The following is a 25,589-nucleotide window of genomic DNA, read 5'->3' as shown; positions in this document are numbered from 1 at the left end:
GGGAGAGACCGATGAAGAAGAACACCGTACTGATCTCAGGTGCCGGCATCGCCGGACCGGCTCTGGCGTACTGGCTGCACCAGCATGGCTTCGCGGTGACCGTGGTGGAACGCGCGCCCGGCATCCGGCCCGGCGGGCACGCCGTCGACATCCGCGGTGTCGCCAAGGACGTCTGCGCGCGGATGGGCATCATGCCCCAGATCACCCGCGACCGGGTGCACGAGGAGGGCTTCGCCTGGGTCGACACGACCGGCCGCCGCACCTCGGAGATGCCCGCGACGCTGGCGGGCGGCGAGGGCATCGTCGCCGAGTACGAGATCCTGCGCGGCGACCTCGCCGACATCCTGTACGACCTCACCCGCGACGACGTCGAATACCGCTTCGGCGACCGGATCACGGGGCTGGCCGACGGCGCGGACGGGGTGAAGGTGGAGTTCCGCAGCGGCCGCACCGAGGTCTACGACCTGGTCGTCGGCGCCGACGGGGTGCACTCCGGGGTGCGCGCGCTGGCCTTCGGTCCGGAGGAGCGGTTCATCAAGCAGCTGGGCGCGTACACGGCGTACTTCACCATGCCCGCCCAGCCCGGCCTCGACCCGCGCTGGTTCCTCATGCACGGCGCGCCGGGCGGTCGCTGCGCGGGAATCCGGCCCGAGAACGACCGCACCGCCAAGGCGATGCTGACCTTCCGCACCGGTGACCACGTCGTCGACCAGCGCGATGCCGACGCGCAGAAGCGCCTGCTGGCGCAGGTGTACGCGGGCGACGGCTGGCGCGTGCCGGCCATGCTCGACGCGATGTGGGACGCCCCCGACTTCTACTTCGACGTCGTCGGCCAGGTCCACATGCCGCACTGGACCAGCGGCCGGGTCGCGCTGCTCGGCGACGCGGGCTACTGCGCCTCGCCCATCAGCGGCCTGGGCACGAGCCTGTCCCTGGTCGGCGCGTACGTGCTCGCCGGGGAGCTGGCCGCGGCCGGTGGCGAGCACGTGACCGCGTACGCCGCGTACGAGGAGCAGATGCGCGGCTACGTGACGCAGTGCCAGAAGCTGCCGCCCGGCGGGGTCAACGGCATGCTGCCGATGTCGGCGACCGCGATCCGGCTGCGCGACGTCAGCACCCGGGTGATGACCCGCCGCCCGTTCTCCCGCCTGCTGCAGATCCAGGCCGGCAAGGCCGACGCGATCACCCTGAAGTCCTACTGAGACCCGCCGTCCCGGGAGCCGCCTGTACGGCTCCCGGGACGACGGCGTTCGGACAGGACTCGGCCGAGGATCAGCGCGACCGCCCACCGGAAGCGTTGCCGCCCTGCGGCCCGCCGGGCGTCCCGTTGCGGGACCCGATCACCTGCTGCAGGTCCGCCAACTGGCGGGACAACCGGAGGATCTCCGCGATGAGGTGTCGGCCCCGCCGGCGCAGATCGGCGAAGTCGCCGTCGAAATCGCGGCGAGCGGGTTCGGCCGCGCCGGCCCGCCGTGGCACGTCGTTCCAGTTCGGCTTGTCGGCCCAGCTCATCTCGTGCCCCCTCTCCATCGGAGAGCACCTACCCCGTCCCGGTCGTCCGAAACGACCTGTTTGAGTGCGGTCGACGAGACTCTGCGTGACGACGGTCAGGCGGCGGGCGGTCCGAGGACGATCGGGGCGTGCAGCGGGGCGGTCAGGCTCGCGTCGGCGACGACGGTGCCGTCGGGGCGCAGCGTCAGCACGCCGTCGTCGGACTCGGCCAGCAGCGCGTCGGCCGTCGCCCAGACCGCGAGGTGCGGGAACGGCTTCGCTTCGCCGGTGGTGGTATCGACCAGCTGGGCGTTCTCCTTCTTGTGCTGGTCCGGGATCGCGACGACCAGGCGTCCGTCCGGCGACCAGGCGAACGGGCTCTGCGGCATGGCCTTGACCGGCAGCGACCGGGTCGGCTTGCCCGTCTGCGCGTCGAACAGCTGCACGCTGCGCACGAGCTCCGCCGCCTCACCCAGCGATCGATCCGCGATCGCCATGGCGACCTCCTTGCCGTCACGGGTGAAGACGAACGTGCACAGGCTGCAGTCGTAGGTGCCGCGCGGGAGCCAGTGCTCGGCGACCTTGCCCGTCGTCGCGTCTACCACGGCGAAACCCATCGCGTAGGGGTCCTTGCGGTCGATCGTGCCAACCAGGCGGGTGCCGTCGGCCGACCAGGGATCGAGGCCGAAGCCGAAGCCGAGCATCAGGTACCGGTCCACCGTGGTCACCTTGCCCCCGGCCAGCTCGACGATGCGCAGCTGCCCGCCGCCGGTGGCGTGGCGCCGGCCGGTCGGGTCGAGGATGGCGTCTGGCGGCAGGTCCAGTGGGACGTAGGCGTTGCGGGCCCGGTCGAGCACCCGGTTTCCCGCTGCGACGACCTGCCAGCCGCCCGCGAGCTGCTGCGGTGTCTCGCCGAGGGTGGACAGCGACGGCGAGGGCCCGGCCGACGGCGTCCTCGCCTGGGGCTGCGACGAGGCGCACGCTGCCAACGAAACGGTCACGAAGGCGATCAACAGACCCCGGGTGATCACCTGCCGCCGACGGGTGGTGCGGACCTGTTGAATTCGCCGCCTCATGTCTGGCTCCCCTGACGTCGTGTAACCCAATGTTCTGGAGGCACAGAGTTGCCATGATGCGTGGCGATTCGGCCCTGTGCCGCGGGCCAGAATATGCGGTCGAGCAACGCAGCACATGCCGGAGCGGTGACAGCGTTTGACTACTCGGGTGTGTCAGGAGGGCCGGTAAGCGGATCGTCCGGGCTGCGCTGCTTCCCTAACAGCCTTACCAGCTCTCTTGCGTCCTCGCGTTGTGCCTTGGTTCCCAGCGAGGCGATCAGCGCGGCGACGCCCAAGGGGGAGTCCAGCAGTTTGCAGAAGACGCGGTAGCCGTAGTAACAGACCAATCCGAAGCCGGCCACCCAGGGTGACCTCTGTGCGATTTCGACGACCCAGGCAGGCATACAGGGCTCCCTCGAGACGGCGGGAGCCCGGCGGTTACGTCAACGCCAACTCCCGGAAGGTGACCATGGACGGGCACTTCCGGGCGGAGTCAGGTCCGCGGATGTGTTGGTGGTCGATGACATGGTGTTGGTAGCTGCCCGCCGCGGGTGCCTCGGTGCCGTGGCGCTGCGGTGTGCCGAGCACTCGGCGCACCGCGAGGCGCGCAAGCCGGCGCACTTCCCGGCGCAGGAACTCCACCCCCGAGCCTGCCTTCAGCCGCCGCCTGGAGAATCGTGCCGTCGGGCCATTGGCTGCCCGGACTCTGCAGTCGCGTAGGCGCCTGACGATCAGGCGGGCGATACGAGCCGCGATTTCCTCATCGGGGGACGGCTGCTGCGTCAGGTGATGCGCCGTCGGGCCATGCGCGATCTGCAAGGCCTGCTCGTGCCCAGTCGACCGGAAGAAGATCGTTCGGTCGTCTTGCCTCGAAATGCGGACAAGTGCCTGCAAGATCCCCGGGGTGTGTACCCGTCCTGCCGAGGAGACAAGTACTGACTCTCCGCCGACGGTGCGGCGAAGCTCGAACTCTGATTTTCCGAGAACGAGCCTGTCAGTGGGGAGGGCGACCGCCGCCGAACACGCGTTGAGCAGCCATATGGCGGAACCGCTCCAACTCGATGAAGGGCCACCGAGGCCATGCGACGTCTGCTTGAGCTGGAACACGGCGGTCGCGCCGTGTGTCGTCTGCTTGAGTCCGAATGCGGCGGCGGTGTTGTCACTGCCGTGGCCGGCCAGGTAGATGATTGATGGCTGATCGTAGGCTTCGATCAGTTTGACGAGGACGTCGGCCGTTGGATACGCGTCGTAGGGGCTGTGCCCCACGAAGAGGTTGTGTCGTCGGCCGAACATCTGCTCAGGATAGTCGATGGTCCCGACGAATCCACGTTCGCGGTGGGTCGAGGTGTCGTCAGCGGCGGCCGTAGAGGAAGTCGCGCAGGGTCCGGCTCAGCCAGGGCATGACCAGATAGGTCAGGATCGGGGACAACAGCAGGGGCAGGATGGCGGCGCGCACCACGAGCGGCACCGGCAGCTCGCCCAGGTGCTCCGCGCCGAGCAGCTGGAAGACCAGCACGCACGGGTACACCCCGAGGAACGACACGATCGCCATCTTCCACCGCGGCGGCGGCAGCACCGGGCGGCCGGGCAGGCTGAACCAGGTCTCCATGCCGGTGGTGGTCTCCCGCGGCTCGGCCTCGTGGGCGATGCCCGCGAGATGGCGCACGACCACCTCGCGCTCCGGCGAGGTCAGCCACCGGCTCAGGTCGCGTCCGCTACGGAAGCGCAGCACGCAGTGGTAGAACGGCTCCGAGCCCTTGGCGGCGTCCCGCGGGCGCAGCCAGGTCACACCCTGGTGGCCGGGGAATCGCGCGGACGCCGCGTTGACCTCCTCGAGCCAGCGTTCGAAGTCCGCCTCCCGGCCGGGCACGACGGACCAGGTGAAGAGCACAGACACGGGTTCGTCGTCGGGCACGGGAGCGGGCTCGGTCACCGGCGGCCCTTCGGCTACATGAGGGATTCGATGGTGATGGGCAGCCGGTGGTGCCGGCGGCCGGTGGCGTGCCAGATCGCGTTCGCGATCGCGGCGGCGGTGCCTACCATACCGACCTCGCCGACGCCCTTGACGCCCAGCGGGTTCACCACCGTGTCCGTGGTCTCGATCGTCTCGACGACGACGTCGGGCGCGTCGGCGTTGACCGGGACCAGGTACTCGCCGAGGCTGGCGTTGGCCCAGCGGCCGTCCGGGCCCATGATCGTGCCCTCCAGCAGGGCGTGGCTCATGCCCCAGAGCATGCCGCCCATCAGCTGGCTGTGCGCGGTCTTGCGGTTGAGCACCCGGCCGGGGTCGAACACCCCGATCAGCTGCCGCACCCGGCACAGGCCGAGGTCGGGGTCGACGGCCACCTGTGCGAACTGCGCGCCGAACGTCATCGTGCCGTACGGGGTGTCCATGCCGGGCGGGTTCCACGTGCCCAGCGCCTCCGCGTCCGCCATGAACGCCCGCTGCAGGAGTTCGGCGTACGTCTCGCCGGTGCCGGGGCGGTCGCGCAGCGCCATCCGGCCGTCGCTGACCGCCACCTGCCGCGGGTCGGTGCCGTGCAGCGGCGAGTGCTCGTCGGCGACGGCCTGCGCGATGAGCTGGTCGCGCAGCGCGGTCGCGGCGATGTGCACGGCGGCGCTGACCATGCCGGCCCCGGCGGAGCCGACGGCGGCGGCGGTGTTGGGCAGGTCGCTGTCGCCGTACTGGATGCGCATCCGCTCCAGCGGCACGCCCAGGCCGTCGGCGGCGACCTGGGTCATCGCGGTCGCCGAGCCGGTGCCGATGTCGGAGAAGCTGGACTGCACGACTGCGCTGCCGTCGGCGAAGATGCGGGCGCGGGCCCGCTGCGGGTTGCCGGGCGGGGTGACCGGGTAGCCGGAGCTGGCCATGCCCCAGCCGAGCAGCCAGTTCCCGTCGCGTACGGTGCCCGGCCGCGGGTCGCGTTCGGACCAGCGGGCCAGCTCCGCGCCGCGCCGGTAGCAGTCGCGCAGGCCCTTGCTGGACCACGGGTGGCCGGTCATCGGTTCGGTCTCGGCGTAGTTGCGCAGCCGCAGTTCCAGGGGGTCGAGGTCGAGCCGCTCGGCGAGTTCGTCCATCGCCGTCTCCATGACGAACATGCCCGACGCCTCACCGGGGCAGCGGGTGAACGTCGGCGTCATGGTGTTGGCCTTGATCAGGTTGTAGACGCCCTCGTAGTTCGGGCAGGCGTACATCTGCGACGCCACACCCAGCGACGGCTCGGCCCAGTCGTCGAAGTGCGAGGTGGGGGAGAGCTTGTGGTGGCGGATCGCGGTCAGCCGGCCGTCCCGGTCGGCGCCCAGCGTCAGCCGCTGCTCCTGCTCCTCGCGGTGCCCGACGGAGCTGAACATCTGCTCGCGGGACAGTGCGAGCCGCACCGGACGGTGCACGGCCCGCGCGGCGAGCGCGGCCAGCGCCGGATGGTCCCAGATCATCGCCTTGCAGCCGAAGCTGCCGCCGACGTAGTTGGTGACCACCCGGATGTGCGAGGGCATCACGTTGAGCAGCTCGGCGACGGTGTGCAGGGTGGCGTTGGGACCCTGGGTGGCGTCGTAGAGGGTGAGCCGGTCACCCTCCCATACCGCGGTCGTCGCCGAGCACTCGATCGGGTTGTGGTGGTTGGCCGCGCAGTAGTAGCTGTTCTCCACGGTCACCTGTGCGCGGTCGAGCGCCGCCGCCGCGTCGCCGCGGGTGATCCGCCCCGGGATGAACCCGGCGAAGATCTTCTCCGCCTCGTACGCCCGCTCGCGCCCCTGCTCGACGGTGGTGATCGACGCCGTCTCCTGGTAGGTGATGCGCACCAGCCTCGCCGCGTGCTCGGCCTGGTCGAGCGTCTCCGCGACGACCATGGCCAGGTGCTGCCCGGCGTAGTGGATCACTTCGTCCTGCATCGGGAAGAACGTCTGCCCGGACGCGGCCGCCCCGAACAGCGAGGGCAGCAGCGGCGGCACCGAGCCGCCCTTGGGCAGGTTCAGGTGGTGCAGCACGGCCAGCACGCCCTCGGCCCGTTCGGCGTCGTACGTGTCGATGAGCTCCACCCGGCCGCTGGGGATGCGTGAGGTGACCAGCACGGCGTGCGCCAGGCCGGGCAGCGCGATCTCGGCCGAGTAGCGGCCCGCGCCGGTGACCTTCGCGTGCCCGTCGACCCGGTCCAGCGGACGTCCGATCGCGGTGGTCATGACGCTGCTCCTCGCGCGGTGAGGGTCTCCAGCGCCCGGATCATCGTGCGCTGCGCCAGCTCGATCTTGAAGGCGTTCATCGGCTGCGGCACCGCGTCGGCCATCTCCGCGGCCGCCGCCCGCGCGAACGTCTCCCGCGTCGCGGGCGCGCCGCGCAGCACGTGTTCGGCCTTGCGGGCCCGCCACGGCTTGGTGGCCACGCCGCCCAGCGCCAGCCGCACCTCGGCGATCACGCCGTCTTCGACCGTGAGCGCGCAGGCCGCCGAGGCGAGCGCGAACTCGTACGACTCCCGGTCGCGCACCTTCAGGTAGAGCGAGTTGCGGGCCGCCGGCAGCGCCGGGACCTCGATCGCGGTGATCAGGTCGCCGTGGTTGAGCGGATGTTCGCGCTCGGGGGTGTCCCCGGGCAGCAGGAAGAAGTCGTCGATCGCGACGGCGTGGTGACCGGCGGAGTTCTGCACGTGGATCATCGCGTCGAGCGCGACCAGCGCCACCGCCGCGTCCGACGGATGCGTGGCGATGCAGTGCGGGCTGGTGCCCAGCACGGCGTGCCCCCGGTTGACCCCCGACAGCGCGCCGCACCCGGTGCCCGGCTCGCGCTTGTTGCAGCTCGCCTCCGCGTCCCGGAAGTACGAGCAGCGCACCCGCTGCAGCATGTTGCCGCCCATCGAGGCCATGTTGCGCAGCTGCGCGGACGCGCCCAGCAGCAGCGCCTCGGACAGCACGGGGAAGCGGTCGACGACGACCGGGGCGAGCGCGACGTCGTTCATCCGGGCCAGGCCGCCGATGCGCACCGCGCCGTCCGGCTGCACCTCGATGTGGTCGATCGGCAGGGCGTTGATGTCGACCAGGCGCTGCGACGGCTCGGCGTAGATGCGCAACATGTCGATCTTCGTGGTGCCGCCGGCCAGGTACGCGCTGGTCGGGTCGGCGGCGACGGTGGCGATGGCGGTGGCCACGTCGGTGACACGGGAGTAGCTAACCGGCCGCACTGCGGACACCTCCGACACCGTCGCGCACGTCCCGGATCGCGGTGCGGATGTTCGGGTACGCGGCACAGCGGCAGATGTTGCCGCTCATCCACTCGCCGATCTCCGCGTCGGAGCCGGCGTGCCCCTCATCCAGCAGCGCCACCGCCGACATGATCTGCCCGGGGGTGCAGTAGCCGCACTGGAACGCGTCCTCGGACAGGAACGCCTTCTGCATCGGATGCAGGCTGCCGTTCTCGGCCATGCCCTCGATGGTCGTGATCTCGCGGCCCTCGCAGGCGATGGCCAGGGTCAGGCAGGCCACCACGCGCCGCTTGTCGATCCACACCGTGCACGCGCCGCAGGCGCCCTGGTTGCAGCCCTTCTTCGCGCCGGTGAGGTTCATGTGGTCGCGCAGGCAGTCCAGCAGGCTGACCCGGGGTTCGATGCGCACCACGTGCGTGGCCCCGTTGACGTTGAGCACCACGTCGACCGGACCTGGTCCCTGCACGGCGTCCGGCAACTGGGAAGCCACCATCGCTCCTCCTCTTCCCGTTCCCGCACTTCAGGTCACGCTATAGCAGCTGGGCGGGCACCTCGGGGTGAATGGCGATAGTCGGCGGACCTGCGAAGACGCTCCGGGAAAGCGGACATTCTGCCTGCACGGGAGGCTCCGGCGGGCGAGGATCGGCACATGACGGTGACAGAGCGACCGGGCGCCGGGCACACCGCCGGTGTGACGCATCTGCGGGACGACGATCTGAGCAGGCTCGACGCCTGGTGGCGGGCGGCCAACTACCTGACCGTGGGTCAGATCTACCTGATGGCCAACCCGCTGCTGCGCGAGCCGCTGCGGGCAGACCACATCAAACCTCGGCTGCTGGGCCACTGGGGGACCAGCCCGGGTCTGAACATGCTGTGGGCGCACCTGAACCGGACCATCACCAACCGGGACCTCAACGCGATCTTCATCTGCGGTCCGGGCCACGGCGGCCCGGCGATCGTGGCGAACACCTGGCTGGAGGGCACCTACAGCGAGCTGTATCCGAGTGTGGACCGCAGCGAGTTCGGGATGGCACGGCTGTTCCGCCAGTTCTCCTTCCCGGGCGGCATCCCCAGCCACGTGGCCGCCGAGGTGCCGGGTTCGATCCACGAGGGCGGCGAGCTGGGCTACTCGCTGATGCACGCGTACGGCGCGGCGCTGGACAACCCCGGGCTGCTGGTGGCCTGCGTGATCGGCGACGGGGAGGCGGAGACCGGGCCGCTGGCGTGCAGCTGGCTGGCGAACACGTTCATCAACCCGGTCACCGACGGTGCGGTGCTGCCGATCCTGCACCTCAACGGCTACAAGATCGCCAACCCGACGGTGCTGGCCCGGATCCCCGAGGCCGACCTGATGTCGATGCTGCACGGGTACGGCTACCACCCGATCCTGGTGTCGGGCAGCGACCCGGTGCGGGTGCACCACGAGCTGGCGTACGCCCTCGACCTGGCCCTGGACGAGATCGCCGCGATCCAGTCGCACGCCCGGCAGGGCGCCGACGGCGAACGCCCGCGCTGGCCGATGATCGTGCTGCGCACCCCGAAGGGCTGGACCGGCCCGAAGGTCGTCGACGGCGTGCCGATCGAGGGCACCTTCCGGGCGCACCAGGTGCCGCTGGCCCACGTCCGGGACAACCCCGAGCACCTGGCCGAGCTGGAGCAGTGGATGCGCTCGTACCGCCCGGAGGAGCTGTTCGACGCCACCGGCGCGCCGATGGGCTTCCTCGCGCCGCTGGCGCCGCGCGGCTCGCGGCGGATGAGCGCGAACCCGCACACCAACGGCGGCCTGCTGCTGCGCGACCTGGTCCTGCCAGACATCCGCGGATACGCCGTCGACGTGCCCCAGCCCGGCACCCCGCCGGCGGAGGCGACCCGGGTGCTGGGCGTCTGGCTGCGCGACGTGATCCGCTCCAACCCGGACCGGTTCCGGCTCTTCGGCCCGGACGAGGTGAACTCGAACCGGCTCGGCGCGGTGTTCGAGGTGACCGACCGCGAGTTCGACGCGCGGATCTTCGCCGGGGACGACCACCTCGCGCCCACCGGCCGGGTCATCGAGGTGCTGTCGGAGCACCTGTGCGAGGGCCTGCTGGAGGGCTACCTGCTCACCGGCCGGCACGGCCTGCTGACCAGCTACGAGGCGTTCATCCACGTGATCGACTCGATGGTCAACCAGCACGCCAAGTGGCTGAAGGTGACCCGGGGCATCGAGTGGCGGCGGCCCATCGCGTCGCTGACCTACCTGCTGTCCAGCCACGTGTGGCGGCAGGACCACAACGGCTTCTCGCACCAGGACCCGGGCTTCATCGACCACATGGTCAACAAGAAGGCCGAGATCACCCGGATCTACCTGCCGCCGGACGCGAACACGCTGCTGTCCACGATGGACCACTGCCTGCGCAGCCGGGATTACGTCAACGTGGTGGTGGCCGGCAAGCAGCCGCAGGCGTCCTGGCTGAACATGACCGACGCGGCCCTGCACTGCCGGCGCGGGCTGGGCATCTGGGCCTGGGCCGGCAACGACGCCGGCGGTGTCCCGGACGTGGTGATGGCGTGCGCCGGCGACGTGCCGACGCTGGAGACCCTGGCCGCGGTCGACCTGCTGCAGCGCTACCTGCCCGCGCTGCGGGTGCGTGTGGTCAACGTGGTCGACCTGATGCGGCTGCAGCCCGACACCGAGCACCCGCACGGCCTGCCCGACCCGCAGTTCGACGCCATCTTCACCACCGACCGGCCGGTCATCTTCGCCTACCACGGCTACCCGAGCCTGATCCACCGGCTCACCTACCGCCGCACCAACCACGCCAACATGCACGTGCGCGGATACAAGGAGGAAGGCACCACGACCACGCCGTTCGACATGGTGATGCTCAACGACCTGGACCGGTTCCGGCTCGTCATCGACGTCATCGACCGGGTGCCGGGGCTCGGCGTGACCGCGGCCGGGCTGCGCCAGTACATGACCGACTCGCGCCAGCGCGCCCGCGACTACACCCGCGCCTACGGCCAGGACGCCCCCGACATCACCGACTGGACCTGGCCGGGGCGGGGCGGGGCATGAACAGTCTGGACGCCGGCGCCGGACCGGCGATGAACACCGAGGACGGCGGCGCCCACCCGATCGTGGTGGGGGCCGACGGCTCGGCGTCGTCGCTGGCCGCGGTGCGTATCGCCACCAGGGAGGCGGCCTGGCGGCACCTGCCACTGCGGATCGTGCACGCCTTCATCTGGCCGCTGATGCACGTCACGATGGGGCCGTCCGAGGCGGGCCCCGGGGAGGGCGGGCTGCGCCACGACGCCGAGCGGACCCTCGCCGAGGCGGCCGCGGTGGCCAGGGAGACCGACCCGTCCGTGTCCGTGCTCACCGACCTGATGACCGGTGCGCCGTCGCCGGTGCTGCTGCGCGCGGCCCGCGACGCCGAGCTGCTCGTCATCGGCGACCGCGGCCTCGGCGGGTTCACCGGCCTGCTGGTCGGTTCCGTGGCGGTGCAGTGCACCTCGCACGGGCGCACCCCGGTCCTGGTCGTGCGGGGCGAAGAGCGCTCGACCGGGCCCGTGGTCGTCGGCGCGGACGGCTCGTCGGACTCCGTGCCGACGATCGAGGCCGCGTTCGTCGAGGCCGAGATGCGCAAGGCGGAGCTGACCGCGGTGCACAGCTGGACCCGCGCCGGCGGCCATGCCCACGGCGAGCACCACGACCACAAACACGACAGCGCCACCGTCGCGGAGGAGGAGGGCCACCTGCTGGAACAGGCACTGGCCCAGGTCCGCAAGGACCACCCCGACGTGCGCACCCGCGAGCACCTGGTGCGCGGCCGGCCCGCGAAGGTGCTGATCGAGCTGAGCAAGCAGGCTCAGCTGGTGGTCGTCGGGGCGCACGGGCGCGGCGGGCTGACCGGGCTGCTGCTCGGCTCGGTCAGCCACCAGGTGCTGCACCACGCGTACTGCCCGGTGCTCGTGGTTCCCCGCGCGACCGGGTGAGCCGCCGCTACGCCCTCGCCTCGGCGGTCGCCTCCGAGTCCGGCTCGCCCGGCCGACGGTGGCGGCCCTCGGGCGTCAGGATGAAGGCCGTGTCGAACGGCCGTCCACCGATGCGCGCGGCGAGCAGCGTCGGCTCGGGGTACGCCGTCTGCAGTTCCGGCCCGGTGATCTCGTTCCAGAGGTGCAGGCAGACGAGTGGCTGGCCGGGCCCCGCGGCGTAGATCAAAGTCTTCGGCCAGTGGGGGTTCGTTCCGCCGAACACCACGGACGGCACACCGAACGCCGCCGTCACGTCGGACATGGTCCGGTCGGCCGTGCACCAGCCGGGCAGCCGGGCGAGCAGCTCGCCGTGCTCGGCCGCGCTCAACAGGCGGTCGATGTCCAGCCAGCCGACGCGGTGGGCGAACTCGGCGTACACCGACGTCATGGCCGTGTCGGGCCTGGGATGTTCCGGAAACACCTGCTCGACCGCGCCGAGCACGCCCGTGGGCAGCGACATCCAGCGCGCGCGCAGGTCCTCACGTTCGCGGTGCAGCTCGGCGTCGACGCCGTCGGCGTATGCCAGCGCGTCGAGCAGCACGTACAGCGTCGCCTCGCCCCCGTACATGCCAGGCCGGCGCAGTGCCTGGTTCACCTGGCCGTGCAGGTACTGGCGGATCGCTTCGGCGGACCTGGTCATGATCCGACTCGATCACATGCCAGCGGCGGTCCTCGCGGCGGGGTGATCAGCGCGGCACGTGGGCGGCGACCGCCGGGAGCATGTAGGACCGGCCACCCGCCCGGGCACCTCCGTCGTGGTAGGACCGCCCGACCGTAGCCGATCGCGGCCGGGCGTCGGTGGCGGGGTTTCGCGGCGGTGCGCCATGAGGTACAAGTGACCATGGCCGACAGACCACGATGGATTCCGCAGGCGCCCGGTGTGGTGACGCTGCGCGCCTATGACCGCACCTGGCTGCGCGGGGACGTGCTCGCCGGAGCGACGGTCGCGGCCTACCTGATTCCGCAGGTGATGGCGTACTCCGGCCTGGCCGGCCTGCCGCCCGTCGCGGGACTCTGGGCGGCCCTGCCCGCGCTGGCGCTGTACGCCCTGCTCGGCTCGTCGCGGCAGCTGTCGGTCGGGCCTGAGTCGACCACCGCCCTGATGACCGCGACCGTCATCGGGCCGCTGGCTGCGGGCGACCCCGGCCGGTACGCCGCGCTGGCGGCCGGGCTGGCCGTCATCGTCGGCCTGCTGTGCCTGGTCTGCTGGGCGATCCGGCTCGGTTTCGTGGCCGACCTGCTGTCCAAGCCGATCCTCGTCGGCTACATGGCAGGCGTCGCCATCATCATGATCATCGGTCAGCTGGAGCGGCTGACCGGTGTCCCGGTCGACGGCGGCACCCTGCTCGGCGAGGTCTGGGCGTTCGTCAAGGGCATGGGCCAGATCCACCTGGGCACGATCGTGCTCGGCGCGCTCGTGCTGGCCTTCCTCTACCTGGTGCAGCGGCAGTTCCCGAGGCTGCCCGGCCCGCTGCTGGCCGTGCTGCTGGCCACCGCGGCGACCGCGCTGTTCGGCCTGCAGGACTACGGCATCGAGACGATCGGCAAGATCCCCTCGGGGTTGCCGCCGTTCGCGCTGCCGGACCTGACCGACTTCGCGGACCTGCTGCTGCCCGCGGTCGGCGTGATGCTGGTCGGCTACACCGACAACATGCTGACCGCCCGCGCGTTCGCCGCCCGCCACCGGCAGGAGGTCGACGCCGACCAGGAGCTGCTCGCGCTCGGCGTGGCCAACCTGGGGTCGGGCGTGCTGCGCGGCTTCCCGGTCAGCAGCAGCGGCAGCCGCACCGCGCTGGCCGACGCCGCGGGCGCGCGCAGCCAGGTCTACTCGCTGACGGCGCTGGTGCTGGTGATCTGCACGCTGCTGTTCGCCAGCCCGGTCCTGTCGGCGTTCCCGACCGCCGCCCTGGGCGCGATCATCGTGTACGCCGCGCTGCGCCTGATCGACCTGCCCGGCTTCCGCAAGCTGGCCTCGTTCCGGCGCAGCGAGCTGCTGCTGGCGCTGGCCGCGTTCGCCGGGGTACTGCTGTTCGACATCCTCTACGGCGTGCTGGCCGCGGTGGCGCTGTCGGTCGCCGAGATGCTGGCCCGGGTCGCCCGGCCGCATGACGCGGTGCTGGGCATCGTGCCGGGCGTGGCCGGTATGCACGACATCGAGGACTACCCGCAGGCCCGCACCGTGCCCGGCCTGATGATCTACCGATACGACTCGCCACTGTTCTTCGCCAACGCTCAGGACCTGCGGCGGCGGGCCCTGGCCGCGGTCGGCGCGGCGCCGGACGTGAAGTGGTTCGTGCTCAACGCCGAGGCGATCGTCGAGGTCGACATCACCGCTATGGAGGCCGTCGAAGAGCTGCGCAACGAGCTGACCCAGCGCGGCGTCGTCTTCGGCATGGCCCACGTCAAACAGGAACTGATGGACGAAATGGTGTCATTCGGGCTCGCGGAGGCGGTCGGCCGCGACCGGATCTTCCACACCCTGCCCACCGCCGTGGCCGCGTACCGCGCCGAACACCCGCAAACCTCCGTCTGAGTCGCGGAAGTCCTGGTCACGGCGGGCCCAACGGGACGACCATGGTGGGGGAGGGTGCCACCATGTTCCAGAACCGCACGGACGCCGGGCACCGCCTGGCGCAGCGCCTGACCTGGCTCCACGACGCCGACGTCGTCGTGCTCGGGCTGCCTCGCGGCGGTGTCGTCGTCGCGGTGGAGGTCGCCCGCGCCCTGAGCGCCCCGCTCGACGTGCTCGTGGTGCGCAAACTCGGCGTGCCGTTCCAACCCGAGGTGGCCATGGGCGCGATCGGGGAGGAGGGCGTCCGGGTGCTCAACCCGGGCGTGCTGGACGCCGCCGGAATCACGCCGGCGGCTCTCGACCGCGTGGAGCAGGCCGAACGGGTCGAGCTGGAACGGCGGGTGCAGCGCTTCCGGCACGGCCGCGACGCCGAGTCGCTCGCCGAGCGCACGGTCGTGATCGTCGACGACGGCGTCGCCACCGGTGCCACCGCCCGCGCCGCCTGCGAAATCGCCCGCGCCCGGGGCGCGTCCCGGGTGGTGCTGGCGGTGCCGGTGGCCGCCCCGGACACCGCCGCCGAGCTGGGCTCCGTCGCCGACGAGGTGGTCTGCCTGGAGACCCCCGAGCTCTTCATGGCCGTCGGTGAGCGCTACGCCGACTTCCGGCAGACCTCGGACGAGGAGGTCGTGGCGCTGCTGGAGGGCTCCGCGCACATCCTGGAAGGGAGGCACCCGCAATGACCGCGATCAAGCGCTGGAACATCGAGGTGTTCGTCGGCGAGGACGAAGGCCGCACGTATGCCGAGGCCCGGCTGCAGGACGACGAGATCGGCGACCGGCTGATCGGCGTCGGGCGGGCGAAGCTCAACCCGGACGACGAGGACGTCCCCGAGATCGGCGACGAGCTCGCCGTGGCGCGGGCGCTCTCCGACCTCGGCCACCGCCTGCTGGTCGTCGCCGCCGGCGACATCCAGCGCGCGACCAGGGAGAAGGTACGGCTCACACACTGACATGTCGTGGCGCGTTAGCGCCGTCCGGTCGAGGGGTAGGGGGCGCGGCATGACGAACTTCCGGATCGTGGTCGGGGTCGACGGTTCCGAGGGCGGTCGGCGCGCGCTGCGCTGGGCGGTGCACGAGGCGGCCGGCCGTGGCGGCACCGTGCAGGCCGTGGCCGCCTGGCGATGGGACGAGACCGACGACGACGTCATCGGTTCGGCCGCGCACGAGGTCACCAGCGCCATGCTCGACCGGGAACTGGGCGCGCTGCCGTCCTTCCAGCGCGAGGGGGTCGCGATCGCGGGCGAGGTGGTCGAGGGCCGGGCCGCCGACGTGCTCGCCGCCGCGGCCGCCGATGCCGACCTGCTGGTGCTCGGCAGCCACGGGACCAGTCGGCTGATGCACACCGTGCTCGGCTCGGTCAGTGAGGAGTGCATCGGCAAGGCCAACTGCCCTGTCGTGGTCGTGCCGGTCGGCCACGAACTTCCCCACGCCGCCGAGCTGGCCATCCCCGACCCGGCCGCCTGACGCGGGGCCGCGCCCGCCCAGCCGAACCGCCGGGCGAATCCTGCGCCTCCTTTCACCCGTCTGCCGGGCACGTCGGGCGATCTTTCGCACTGCGAGTGCGCAGATGTGTCGGAGGGGGCGGGCAGGATGCCGGTTATGGACAAACCGGAGATCGTGAGCGCCGAGCAGTGGCAGCAGGTCCGTGACGACCTGCTCAAGGCGGAGAAGGAGCTGACCCGCGCGCAGGACGCGCTGGCCGCTCGGCGTCGCCGCCTGCCGATGATGAAGTTCGGCGAGTACACCTTCGACACGCCCGACGGGCCGAGGAGCCTGCTCGACCTGTTCGACGGCCGCGGTGAGCTGGTCGTGTACCAGTTCATGGACCGCGGGCCGAAGCACTACTGCCCCGGCTGCACCTGGTTCACCGACAACGTGCCGGTGCACGCGCTGCCGCTGCTGGCCGACCGCGGCATCACCTGGATGACGGTGTCCGACATGCCGCTGGCGCAGATCGAGGCCTACAAGGCCGAGCGCGGCTGGACGCTGCCGTTCGTGTCGTCGCACGGCACGCCGTTCTCCGACGACTGCGGCGCGGGCGGGGGCTTCATGCTCAGCGTGTTCCTGCGCGACGGCGACGACGTCTACCGCACCTACAACACCACCTCGCGCGGCGTGGACCGGCTCGTCTTCGCCAACAGCATCATGGACCTGGCCCCGTACGGCCGCATGCAGGACTGGGAGGACTCCCCGGACGGGTGGCCGCAGCACCCCACCTACGGCTGACCGTCGCAGGCCGAGACGGCCCGGGTGACGGGTTCCCGTCGCCTCGGGCCGTTCGCTCGGGCCGTGGCCGTTTCCACGGGGGTACGCGCAGGTGGAGTCGCCGATGACACAATAAGCCGGTGACATTCCCGGGCAAATCACCCGATCCTGCCGTGTGGTGCGCGTGTACGGGCTGATCGGCCTGGCGGTGGTCCTGATCGCCTGGGCGGCGGTGTCGGCGCGCGCGGCGCGGTTCAGCGTCACCGTCCCGATCGCGTTGCTGCTGGCCGGTCTGTTGCTGGCGGGCGGTGACGACCCGCCGGTCGACGTGGACGTGTTCTCGTCGGCGGTGCAGCACCTGCTCCAGCTGACGCTCGCCCTCATTCTGTTCACCGACGCCACCGAGATCAGCCTGCGACGGCTGTGGTCGGCCGGCCGGCTGCCGCTGCGACTGCTTCTCGTAGGCTTCCCGCTGACCGTGGCAGCCGGCCTGGTGACCGGCATGGCGCTGTTCCCGCACGCGAGCGTATGGGTGATCGCCCTGGTCGCAGCGGCACTGACCGCCACGGACGCGAGCCTGGCATCCGTGCTCGTGCGCGATGAGCGCATCCCGCACGACCTGCGGACCGCGGTGACCGTCGAGAGCGGCCTCAACGACGGCCTGGCCGCCCCGCTGGTGTTGTTCTTCGCCGCGGCGGCCGCGGCCGTGGGCACGGAGCGCAGCTCCGGCCTGGTGCTCGTCCACACGATCACCGAGTTGGTGATCGCGCTGGTCGTGGGCGTGGCCGCGGGTGCGGGCGCAGGTCTGCTGCTCCGCTGGGCACGCCGCCGGGGGTGGAGCGCGGCGCGGTCGGAGCGCCTGGCCTACCTGGCGATCGGGGTGCTGGTCTTCGAGGCGACCCATGTGCTGCACGGCAACGGCATCGTCGCGGCGTTCGTCGCGGGCCTGGCCGTCCGGGCGGTCGACCGGGACCTGCCCGAGCGGCACCTGCAGACCTCGCACGACGTGGTCGCTCTGCTGTCGGCGGGTGTCTGGTTCGCCTTCGGCTCGCTGATCCCGCACGCGCTGGCCGACCTCGCGAACTGGCGCGTCCTGCTGTACGCCGTGCTGAGTCTCACGGTCGTGCGGATGCTGCCGGTCGCGCTGAGCCTGATCGGGCTGCGCCGCTACCCGCGGGAGGTGTGGCTGCTGTCCTGGCTCGGCCCGCGCGGCCTGCCCAGCGTGATCTTCGCGCTGATCGGCGTGCAGCAGCTCACCGGCGTGCCGGCGCAACTGGCAGTCAGTCTCATCATGTCGACGGTCCTGCTCAGTGTGCTGGCCCATGGGCTGTCGGCGATCCCGATCGCCGAGCGGTGGAGCGGCCCGGGAGGGACGACCAGTGACCCGGGCCCGGTGATCCGGGCCCCGGACCCGACGGCCTAGGCCGCCAGGTTCTCCGCCGTCGTGGGCGTCTGCTCGAGTCGGGACGGTGCGGTCTGCCGCTCGCGGTGGCGGATGACGGCCTTGACGACTTCCTCGACGACCAGCAGGGTCAGCGCGATCCCGATGGCGGTGCACCACAGCCGCAGGCTGAGGCTCGTGGTGCCGAAGATGCGCTCCAGTGGATCGAGCAGGGTCACCGCGATGATCCCGAGCAGGGCGATGCCGTAGCGGCGCAGCTGCGCCCGCCCCGGGATGGCGGACCGGTCGAAGATCGTGCCGTGCTGGTCGCGCGACAGCAGCCCGGCCACCAGGTGGAACAGCGACAGCGTGGTCAGCAGCATGGTGGCGCCGAAGACCGGTCCGCCGTGCGAATGCCCGATCTGGTACGCCCACAGCGATCCGACCGTCATCACGAAGCCCTGCACGCACAGCCGCACCCAGTCGGCCGCGGACAGCACCGGTGTGCCCACCGGCCGGGGCGGTCGCCGCATCAGGCCGGCGGTCGGCTCGTCGAATCCCAGCGCGATCGCGATCGGGATGTCGATCACCATGTTGATCCACAGGATCTGCAGCGGGTTGAGCGGCGTGCCCGCGGCGATGTTCAGCAGGCCCGCGCCGATGAAGATCGCGATGTAGGCGACCAGGGTCGACATCTGGAACCGCAGGTACTTGAGCAGGTTGTCGTAGAGGCCGCGGCCGTACTCGACGGCCTTGACGATGGTGGCGAAGTTGTCGTCGGTGAGGATCATGACAGCGGCCTCTTTGGAGACCTCCGTGCCGGTGATGCCCATGGCCACGCCGATGTCGGCGGCCTTGAGCGCCGGGGCGTCGTTGACGCCGTCGCCGGTCATGGAGACCACGTTGCCGCTGGTCTTGAGCAGCCGGACCAGCCGTAGCTTGTCCTCGGGCGCGACCCGGGCGATCACCCCGAGCTGCGGCAGCTGCGCCAGCAGTTCCTCGTCGCTCATCGCCGCGAACTCGGTACCGGTGACGGCACGGCCCTCGATGCCCAGCTCCCTGGCGATGGCCGCGGCGGTGGTCGCGTGGTCACCCGTGATCATCCGGACCCGGATGCCGGCGCTGCGGCACTCGGCGATGGCCGCCTTCGCCTCGGGCCGCGGCGGGTCCACGATGCCGACCATGGCCAGCAGCGTGAGGTCGCGGACCTGCCCGATGAGGTCGCCGGACGGGTCGAAGGACGCCGGGTCGAAGTCGCGCCGGGCGACCACCATGACCCGCTCGCCGGCCGCCGCGATGCGGTCGTTGGCCTCACTGGCCAGATGTCGGTTGGCGTCGGTGACCGCCACGACGGTCCCGTCCGGGCTCCGGTACGACGTGGCGCGGGCGATCAGCACGTCCGGCGCGCCCTTGACGAAGCAGCGGACCACCGGCTGTCCGCCGTCCCCGGCCATCCGGTGGAACGTGGCCATGAACTTGTAATCGGAGTCGAACGGCACCTCGGCGATGCGGGGGTAGGCGCGGCGGGTCTCGTCGAGGTCCAGCCCGCCCTTGGCGGCCAGCACGATCAGCGCACCCTCGGTCGGGTCGCCGATCAGGTTGTCGCCGTCGAGCACGGCGTCCGCGCACAGCGCCATGGGCAGCAGGTACGGGTCCAGGTCGAAGCGCTCGCCGCCGACGTGCTTGATTTCGCCCTCGGTGCGGTAGCCCTCGCCGGTGACGGTGAACCTGTTCTGTCCGGGGATGGCCAGCTCGCGCGCGGTCATCTTGTTGAGGGTGAGGGTGCCGGTCTTGTCGGAGCAGATCACCGAGGTCGAGCCGAGGGTCTCCACGGCGGGCAGCCGTTTGATGATCGCGTGGCGGCGGGCGATCTCGCGGGTGCCGATGGACAGCAGCGCGGTGACGACCGCGGGCAGGCCGGTCGGGATGGCCGCCACGGCCAGCGCGACGCCGGTGATGAACAGGGTGTCGAAGGACTCGCCCCGGGCCAGGCCGATGAGCACGACCAGGGCCAGGGCGATGCCCGCGATCGTGGCGATGATCTTCGACAGGCTGTCGAGCTGCTTCTGCAGCGGCGTCTTGTCCTGCTCGGTGCCGGCGAGCAGGTGGGCGATGTGGCCGATCTCGGTGCCCATCCCGGTGGCGGTCACGATCATCTCGCCGCGGCCGCGGGTGACCGAGGTGTTCATGTACGCCATGCAGACCCGGTCGCCCAGCGGCACGTCCTGCCCGGCGACGGGATCGGGGCTCTTGCCGACCGGCAGGCTCTCGCCGGTCAGTGCCGCCTCCTCGATCTCCAGCGTCGCCGCGACGCAGATCCGCCCGTCGGCGGGCACCCGGTTGCCCGCCTCCATGAGCACGACGTCGCCGGGCACCAGCTGTTCGGCGTCGACCTCGACGGCCTGGCCGTCGCGGCGCACCCGGGCCACCGTCTTGAGCATCTGGGCCAGGGCCCGCACACTTTCCTCGGCCTTGGCCTCCTGGCGCAGCCCGACCACCGCGTTGAACACGGTCAGTCCGGCCAGCACCAGGGTGGTGCCCCACTCGCGGGTGACCAGCTGGTTGACCACCGCCGCGGCGAGCAGCACGATCTGCATGAAGTCGCGGTACTGGCGCAGGAACGCCGCGACCGCCGACTCCTTCTTCGTCGCGGTCAGGCGGTTCGGCCCGTGCTCGCGTATCCGGTCGGCCGCCTGCGCCGCGGTGAGCCCGCGTTCCACAGTGACCCCCAACGACTCCGCCACCTCCGGGACCGTTTTGGCGTACCACCGGTCTGCTGCGGGCGCGGTCTTCTGATCACCGGTCACGGTGACTCGCTCTCTCACATGGGTGCACTCGCCGAACTCGGCACGTTCACCGGGCCGGGCCGGCGGTCAGCCGGCCAGGATCGCGGCCTTCTGCTGCTCGAACTCGGCGTCGGACAGCACACCCTGGGCCTTGAGATCGGCGAGCGTCTTCAGCTGCGCGAGCTTGGCGTCCATCCCGCCCCCGGCGGGTGCCTGCGGCGCGGCCTGCTGCTGATACGCCTGCTGCTGCGCCAGTTGCTGCTGGTACGCCTGCTGCTGCTGGTACGCGGCCTGATCGGCGTACGCCTGCTGCTGCGCCGCCTGCTCGTCCTCCTGGCTCGCCCATCGGCCGGCCTGCCGCCGCGACACGCGGTTGGACACCGCCGTCGCCGTGCCGGCCACGACCGCCGTGCGTGCGACCCCTCGAAGCAGTCCCATGGTCATCCCCCGTTTCGGTAACGTGCGCTAAGCGCCGGACTCCGCCGCGGCCAGCAGCGCCTGCACCGGGATCCGGCCACTGGCGACCATCTGCGCCCCGCCGCGCCGCCAAGCCCTGGCCAGCGGTGCCGCCCAGGTGTTCTCGTAGAGGATCAGCCCGGCCGAGTTGCCCGGCTCGATCGCGTTGGCCGCCTCGTTCAGGTCGTCCCGGTCGAGCAGCCCGGACGCCGCGCCCTGGAACACCGCGAACTCGCGTGCGCCCGTGGCGTCCATGTCCTCGACGGCCACGGCGGTGACCGTGCCGTCGGTGTCCTTGCGGATGAAGGCCAGGTCGAGGATGCGGATGACGCCGCGATCCACCAGGTCCAGCAGCAGCGGAATGCCCTCGCCGGTCATCCGGTTGCCCGGGAACTCGATCACCACGTAGTCGATCGGGCCCATTTCCTCGAACTCGCTCACGTCATCGGTCTGACTCATGCGGTATGCCTCCCAAGCAGCGTTGTGACCGCCCGCCCCGCGCCCGTGCCTGCATCGTAGGCACGGGCCGGGGTGCGGCAGGCGTGAATCGTCAAGGCGGCCAGCCGCCTCTCCTCGGCGGCCGCCCACCGCCGGAACACCGGCGTGCCCGGCTCCGTCGGTGCGATGGCGTGGGCGCCGGTCATGCCGCCACGCCGGACCTTGCCCGACGCTTCGCGCCCGTGCCGAGTTCGGGCCGCATCCGGCCCTGGCGGTCGGTGTGCAGCAGCCCGCGGCCGAAAGCGTCGACCCGCCCCCAGCGGCCGGGGATGCCCAGCAGCTCGATCTGCCCGATGCCCAACGGCAGCGCCGCGTCGACGACCAGGCTGTCCTCCAGCGGCTGCAGCCCCAGCATGGTCCGCAGCAGCAGCAGGGGAGCCCCCGTCGACCAGGCCTGCGGGCTGCACGCCGTCGGATACTGCACCGGGTATTTGGTGGCCTCTCGCGGGTAGCCGCCGAACGCCTCCGGCAGCCGGCCGTCGAAGTATTCGGCCGCGTCGAGGATGCCGGCCGCGATCTGCGCCGCCTCCTTCTTGAAGCCGTAGCGGCGCAGGCCCCAGGCGATGAAGGAGCAGTCGAACGGCCACACCGTGCCGACGTGGTAACCGATCGGGTTGTACCGCTTCTCGCCCACCGCCAGGGTGCGTACGCCCCACCCGGAGAACAGCCGGGGCCCCATCAGGTGGCGGGCCACCGCGCGGGCGCGTGACTGGGGCACGATGCCGCTCCACAGCAGGTGCCCGATGTTCGAGGTCAGCACGTCGACCTGCTTGCCCTCGGCGTCGAGGGCGAGCGCGTAGTACTCGCCGTCGGCGACCCAGTAGTCGCGGTTGAACCGGCGCTTGAGGTCTGCGGCCTGCTTCTCCAGCTTGTTCGCGTAGTCGGGGTCCTTCCACACCAGCCGGGCCAGGCGCGCCCCGCGCATCCGGGCGTCGTAGGCGTAGCCCTGTAGCTCGCAGGTGGCGCGCGGGAACCCGGGCAGACTGCCGTCGCGGTAGGAGATGGAGTCCCAGGAGTCCTTCCAGCACTGGTTCTCCAGGCCCGACTTCTCGTTGCGGCGCTGGTACCAGACGTAGCCGTTGCCGAGCAGGTCGGCGTACTCGTCGACCCAGCGCAGCGCGGCGCGGGCCTCCAGTTCCAGCTCGCGCACCAGGGCCCGGTCGCCGGTCCACCGCTCGTACTCGTCGAGCAGCACCACGAACAGCGCGGTGGCGTCGGCGTTGCCGTAGTACGGGCTGTGCGGCTGCTCCTGGAACGCCGCCGACTCGCCGTAGCGGATCTCGTGCAGGATCCGGCCCGGGTCCTCGTCGCGGAAGTCGTCGAACCGGCTGCCCTGGCGTGCCGCCAGCTCCCGTAGCGTGGTGGCGGCGAGCTCCGGCACGAACGGCAGTGACTGCAGGCTGGTGAAGATGCTGTCCCGGCCGAACATGGTCATGAACCAGGGCAGTCCCGCCGCGGGCAGGCTGCGGCCGGCCGAGGTCAGCGGGGAGAAGCGCAGCGCCGCGAGATCGATCAGGCTGCGCCGGTAGGTCTGCCGCAGCGGACCCCATTCGCACTCCAGCTTCGGCGCGCTCTCCAGCCAGCGGTCCAGGTCGTCGCCCATGTCCTCGGCCGCCTTGGGGCCGCCGAGCCGGGTGCGCCTGCCGTCGCGGCCGATCAGGATCGGCGTGACGTGCAGCTCGCACGTCCAGGGCTGTTGGGGTTCGACCCGGATCTTGTAGGTGAGGCCGTGCTTGTCCATCTTCGCGCGCGGTTCCGAAGTGATCTCCGTGGCGCGGTGGAAGGTGTCGCGACGGTAGCCGTAGACCAGCCGGTCCTTCTCCACGCTGTGGTACAGCTCGCCCTTCTTGCCTTCGTTGTTCTTGACGTCGAACAGGTCGGAGAAGTCGCTGCCCGCCTCCATGCGGATGGTCAGGTCGACGGCCTTCTCGCCGTGGTTGAGCACCGCCAGCCGCTCTTTGAAGCCGTCGGTGACCGTGCGCTGCCGCATCACGGACAGCTGTGCGTCGATGTACACGGTGCCGCCGCCGGGGGCGAGGAAGAACCTGGTCTCGAAGTACTGCAGGTCGTCGACGGACAGGGTGCCCAGCCGCTGGCCGTCGACGGTCAGCACCCAGGTCGACAGGAACCGGGTGTCCCAGGCGAACAGCCCGGACGGGTCGGTGCGGGACGCCTCGATGTCGCCCCGCTCGTCGCTGACGACGAAGGTGTTGCCGTTGAGGATGCGCACCTGTTCAGCCACGGCCGACCGCCGAAGGGTGGGTGCTGCGCTGCGGGCCGCTGAAGACGCGCTGGAACAGCAGCAGCAGCTCCGGGTCGCCGCCGGCCTCGAGCGCGCCGCGCAGCAGCGCCGCGAAGGCGTTGTCCTTGCCGGTGACGATGTGCTCGAACACGTCGGTGTCGGCCTGGACCGAGCAGTCGGCCTTCTGGTTGCGCCGCGACACCGAGAACGTGCCGTGATCGATCGTGACGAACCAGCGCTGGACCTTGCCCTTCTCGCCGATTTCGAACCGGATGCTGCCTGAGCTGCGCCGTAGTAACGGTTCCTCGCCACGTTGGGCGAGATCGGCGAAGAACTGGTCGGTCGCCGTGGGCATGTGCACCAACTCCTTGAGAGGGGCGGGTCCCGGGGCGCGGCGGAGAGCGAAGGCCGCCACGGTCTCATCAGGTCGCGGTGGACCGCGCGGACCCGTCGGTATGTGTTCTGAGCGTATCCGCGACGCACCTTTCGGGAGGATTTATCGCATATTCAGCTTCGGCTGGGCTGTCACGTCCGCGGGCGGACGGCGGTTGCGCTGGGTCCAGGTGTAGGCGAGGGCAGCCAGCGCCACCAGGGCCAACAGCAGCAGTCCGATGGTGTAGCGGCCGGTGGCTCCGTAGACGGCGCCCATGACCAGCGGTGGCACGAACCCTCCCAGCCCGCCCATCGCGCCGACGATGCCGGTCACCGCGCCCACTTTCGGCCGCGGCACCACCTGCGCGAGCAGGGCGAACACCGCACCCGCACCCGCGCCCAGCATGGCCGCCATGATCAGGAACGTGATCGTCGCCCACGGATACAGCGGCGGCGCGAAGGACTGCCAGGCCGCCATCACCGCCAGCACGGCCAGGCAGACGGCCAGCACCTTGGCGGCCCCGACCCGGTCGGACAGCCAGCCGCCGGGCGGCCGGAACACCACCGCGACCAGGGTGAACCCGGCGGCCTTGAGGGCGGCGTCGCCCTGCTCCAGGCCGTACTGGCTCTGCAGGTAGGTGACCAGGTAGACGGCGAACGACACGTACCCGCCGAAGGTGACCGCGTACAGCGCGGACAGCGGCCAGGTCATGGGCTGGCGGGCGGCCTCGGTGAAACGGTGCGCGAACGGCTCGGTGGGCACGGTGCGGCCGGGCGGCTCACGTAGCACCAGCCAGGCCACCACGCCGTAGACGGCGAGCACCACCGCGCACAGGTAGAACTGGGCGTTGGGCCCGATCTCGCGCATCGGTTTGGTCAGCAGTGCGGCGATGGCCGTGCCGCCCATGCCCATGCCGATGACGCCGAGCGCCACGCCGCGTTTCGACGGCGGGAACCAGCCGTTGCCGTGCGGGATCGCCGCCGCGAACGGCGTGCCGCCGATGCCGAGGAAGAACCCGACCACCAGCATCGCCGCGTACGAGCCGCCGGCCACGGTCAGCGCGAGCACGGGCAGGATGGTCAGGAACGCGATCGCGGGCAGCATGACGCGTGCGCCGAGCACGTCGGTCAGCGCGCCGACCGGGATCCGGCCCAGCGAGCCGACCAGCACCGGCACCGCGACCAGGATGGACTGCTGCACCGACGACAGCCCGAGCTGCTCTTTGTAGACGGAGGACAGCGGCGAGATCAGGCCCCATGCCCACGCGGTGAGCAGGAAGCCCAGCGCGGCGAGCACGAGGTTCACGTAGGCCCCCCGTGGCACCC

General features: G+C 71.2%; 24 protein-coding genes. 9 read left to right on the top strand and 15 right to left on the bottom strand.

Annotated elements, in window-relative coordinates; all coding sequences use genetic code 11:
- The first annotated feature begins 11 nt into the window (after window positions 1-11).
- On the top strand, window positions 12-1,202 hold the full coding sequence (locus tag FLL47_RS09560) for an FAD-dependent monooxygenase (RefSeq protein WP_144120093.1): 1,191 nt from the start codon (window positions 12-14) through the stop codon (window positions 1,200-1,202).
- 70 nt (window positions 1,203-1,272) lie between these two features.
- Here FLL47_RS09560 and FLL47_RS09555 read toward each other — a convergent pair whose 3' ends face one another.
- The 8 genes from FLL47_RS09555 to FLL47_RS09520 all read right to left on the bottom strand — a co-directional run bounded on the left by FLL47_RS09555 (window position 1,273) and on the right by FLL47_RS09520 (window position 8,228).
- A complete protein-coding gene (locus FLL47_RS09555; protein ID WP_144120092.1) occupies window positions 1,273-1,530 on the bottom strand; it encodes a hypothetical protein in 258 nt (85 codons plus the stop codon).
- 77 nt (window positions 1,531-1,607) lie between these two features.
- Window positions 1,608-2,567: a TolB family protein gene (locus FLL47_RS09550; RefSeq protein ID WP_144120091.1), complete on the bottom strand. Its 960-nt coding sequence runs from the start codon at window positions 2,565-2,567 to the stop codon at window positions 1,608-1,610.
- A gap of 140 nt (window positions 2,568-2,707) precedes the next feature.
- The gene (locus FLL47_RS09545) at window positions 2,708-2,950 is read right to left on the bottom strand and encodes a hypothetical protein (RefSeq protein WP_144120090.1); all 243 of its coding nucleotides are present in this window, start codon (window positions 2,948-2,950) and stop codon (window positions 2,708-2,710) included.
- A 34-nt stretch (window positions 2,951-2,984) separates the two neighbouring features.
- Window positions 2,985-3,839 (bottom strand): hypothetical protein, encoded by an 855-nt coding sequence (locus tag FLL47_RS09540; protein WP_144120089.1) that lies wholly within the window; start codon window positions 3,837-3,839, stop codon window positions 2,985-2,987.
- Window positions 3,840-3,897: 58 nt separating this feature from the next.
- A complete protein-coding gene (locus FLL47_RS09535) occupies window positions 3,898-4,479 on the bottom strand; it encodes an antibiotic biosynthesis monooxygenase (protein WP_222106012.1) in 582 nt (193 codons plus the stop codon).
- Window positions 4,480-4,493: 14 nt separating this feature from the next.
- A complete protein-coding gene (locus FLL47_RS09530) occupies window positions 4,494-6,725 on the bottom strand; it encodes a xanthine dehydrogenase family protein molybdopterin-binding subunit (protein WP_144120088.1) in 2,232 nt (743 codons plus the stop codon).
- On the bottom strand, window positions 6,722-7,717 hold the full coding sequence (locus FLL47_RS09525) for an FAD binding domain-containing protein (RefSeq protein ID WP_144120087.1): 996 nt from the start codon (window positions 7,715-7,717) through the stop codon (window positions 6,722-6,724). The genes FLL47_RS09530 and FLL47_RS09525 overlap by 4 nt, the downstream gene beginning before the upstream one ends.
- Window positions 7,704-8,228, bottom strand: a complete 525-nt coding sequence (locus tag FLL47_RS09520) for a (2Fe-2S)-binding protein (protein ID WP_425457671.1) — start codon at window positions 8,226-8,228, stop codon at window positions 7,704-7,706. The genes FLL47_RS09525 and FLL47_RS09520 overlap by 14 nt, the downstream gene beginning before the upstream one ends.
- A 159-nt stretch (window positions 8,229-8,387) precedes the next feature.
- Between FLL47_RS09520 and FLL47_RS09515 the strand changes: the two genes are divergently transcribed.
- Entirely contained in the window at window positions 8,388-10,793 is a 2,406-nt protein-coding gene (locus tag FLL47_RS09515) for a phosphoketolase family protein (RefSeq protein ID WP_144120085.1), read from the top strand.
- Window positions 10,790-11,713, top strand: coding sequence for a universal stress protein (locus FLL47_RS09510; RefSeq protein WP_246157709.1), 924 nt, complete (start codon window positions 10,790-10,792; stop codon window positions 11,711-11,713). The genes FLL47_RS09515 and FLL47_RS09510 overlap by 4 nt, the downstream gene beginning before the upstream one ends.
- A 7-nt stretch (window positions 11,714-11,720) precedes the next feature.
- Here FLL47_RS09510 and FLL47_RS09505 read toward each other — a convergent pair whose 3' ends face one another.
- Window positions 11,721-12,392, bottom strand: coding sequence for a hypothetical protein (locus FLL47_RS09505; protein ID WP_144120084.1), 672 nt, complete (start codon window positions 12,390-12,392; stop codon window positions 11,721-11,723).
- Window positions 12,393-12,593: 201 nt separating this feature from the next.
- Between FLL47_RS09505 and FLL47_RS09500 the strand changes: the two genes are divergently transcribed.
- The 6 genes from FLL47_RS09500 (at window position 12,594) to FLL47_RS09475 (ending at window position 17,951) form a co-directional block, all read left to right on the top strand.
- Window positions 12,594-14,285, top strand: coding sequence for a SulP family inorganic anion transporter (locus tag FLL47_RS09500; RefSeq protein WP_144120083.1), 1,692 nt, complete (start codon window positions 12,594-12,596; stop codon window positions 14,283-14,285).
- A gap of 62 nt (window positions 14,286-14,347) precedes the next feature.
- Window positions 14,348-15,004 carry a phosphoribosyltransferase gene (locus FLL47_RS09495; protein ID WP_144120082.1) on the top strand — a complete coding sequence of 219 codons (657 nt, stop codon included), beginning with the start codon at window positions 14,348-14,350 and terminating at the stop codon, window positions 15,002-15,004.
- Window positions 15,001-15,273 (top strand): DUF1876 domain-containing protein, encoded by a 273-nt coding sequence (locus tag FLL47_RS09490; RefSeq protein WP_144120081.1) that lies wholly within the window; start codon window positions 15,001-15,003, stop codon window positions 15,271-15,273. The genes FLL47_RS09495 and FLL47_RS09490 overlap by 4 nt, the downstream gene beginning before the upstream one ends.
- A 49-nt stretch (window positions 15,274-15,322) precedes the next feature.
- Entirely contained in the window at window positions 15,323-15,787 is a 465-nt protein-coding gene (locus FLL47_RS09485; RefSeq protein WP_144120080.1) for a universal stress protein, read from the top strand.
- A 135-nt stretch (window positions 15,788-15,922) separates the two neighbouring features.
- Complete coding sequence (locus FLL47_RS09480) at window positions 15,923-16,549, top strand: DUF899 family protein (RefSeq protein ID WP_144120079.1); 627 nt, start codon at window positions 15,923-15,925, stop codon at window positions 16,547-16,549.
- 157 nt (window positions 16,550-16,706) lie between these two features.
- Window positions 16,707-17,951, top strand: coding sequence for a cation:proton antiporter domain-containing protein (locus FLL47_RS09475; protein ID WP_186315628.1), 1,245 nt, complete (start codon window positions 16,707-16,709; stop codon window positions 17,949-17,951).
- Here the strand turns inward: FLL47_RS09475 and FLL47_RS09470 are convergent.
- The 6 genes from FLL47_RS09470 to FLL47_RS09445 all read right to left on the bottom strand — a co-directional run bounded on the left by FLL47_RS09470 (window position 17,948) and on the right by FLL47_RS09445 (window position 25,569).
- A complete protein-coding gene (locus FLL47_RS09470) occupies window positions 17,948-20,716 on the bottom strand; it encodes a cation-translocating P-type ATPase (protein ID WP_144120077.1) in 2,769 nt (922 codons plus the stop codon). The two genes, FLL47_RS09475 and FLL47_RS09470, sit on opposite strands and share 4 nt — an antisense overlap.
- Window positions 20,717-20,782: 66 nt before the next feature.
- The gene (locus FLL47_RS09465; protein WP_144120076.1) at window positions 20,783-21,133 is read right to left on the bottom strand and encodes an SHOCT domain-containing protein; all 351 of its coding nucleotides are present in this window, start codon (window positions 21,131-21,133) and stop codon (window positions 20,783-20,785) included.
- Between the two features lie 27 nt (window positions 21,134-21,160).
- On the bottom strand, window positions 21,161-21,610 hold the full coding sequence (locus FLL47_RS09460) for a DUF6325 family protein (protein ID WP_246157706.1): 450 nt from the start codon (window positions 21,608-21,610) through the stop codon (window positions 21,161-21,163).
- A 181-nt stretch (window positions 21,611-21,791) separates the two neighbouring features.
- Window positions 21,792-23,891, bottom strand: coding sequence for an amylo-alpha-1,6-glucosidase (locus FLL47_RS09455; RefSeq protein WP_144120075.1), 2,100 nt, complete (start codon window positions 23,889-23,891; stop codon window positions 21,792-21,794).
- Window positions 23,884-24,246, bottom strand: a complete 363-nt coding sequence (locus FLL47_RS09450; RefSeq protein ID WP_144120074.1) for an SCP2 sterol-binding domain-containing protein — start codon at window positions 24,244-24,246, stop codon at window positions 23,884-23,886. The genes FLL47_RS09455 and FLL47_RS09450 overlap by 8 nt, the downstream gene beginning before the upstream one ends.
- A gap of 141 nt (window positions 24,247-24,387) precedes the next feature.
- Window positions 24,388-25,569: a nitrate/nitrite transporter gene (locus FLL47_RS09445; RefSeq protein ID WP_246157705.1), complete on the bottom strand. Its 1,182-nt coding sequence runs from the start codon at window positions 25,567-25,569 to the stop codon at window positions 24,388-24,390.
- Window positions 25,570-25,589 lie beyond the last annotated feature (20 nt).

Origin of the sequence: Catellatospora sichuanensis, from assembly GCF_007483665.1 — a bacterium.
In the GTDB taxonomy this organism is placed as follows: domain Bacteria; phylum Actinomycetota; class Actinomycetes; order Mycobacteriales; family Micromonosporaceae; genus Catellatospora; species Catellatospora sichuanensis.
This window is presented reverse-complemented; position numbering and strand designations above follow the sequence as displayed.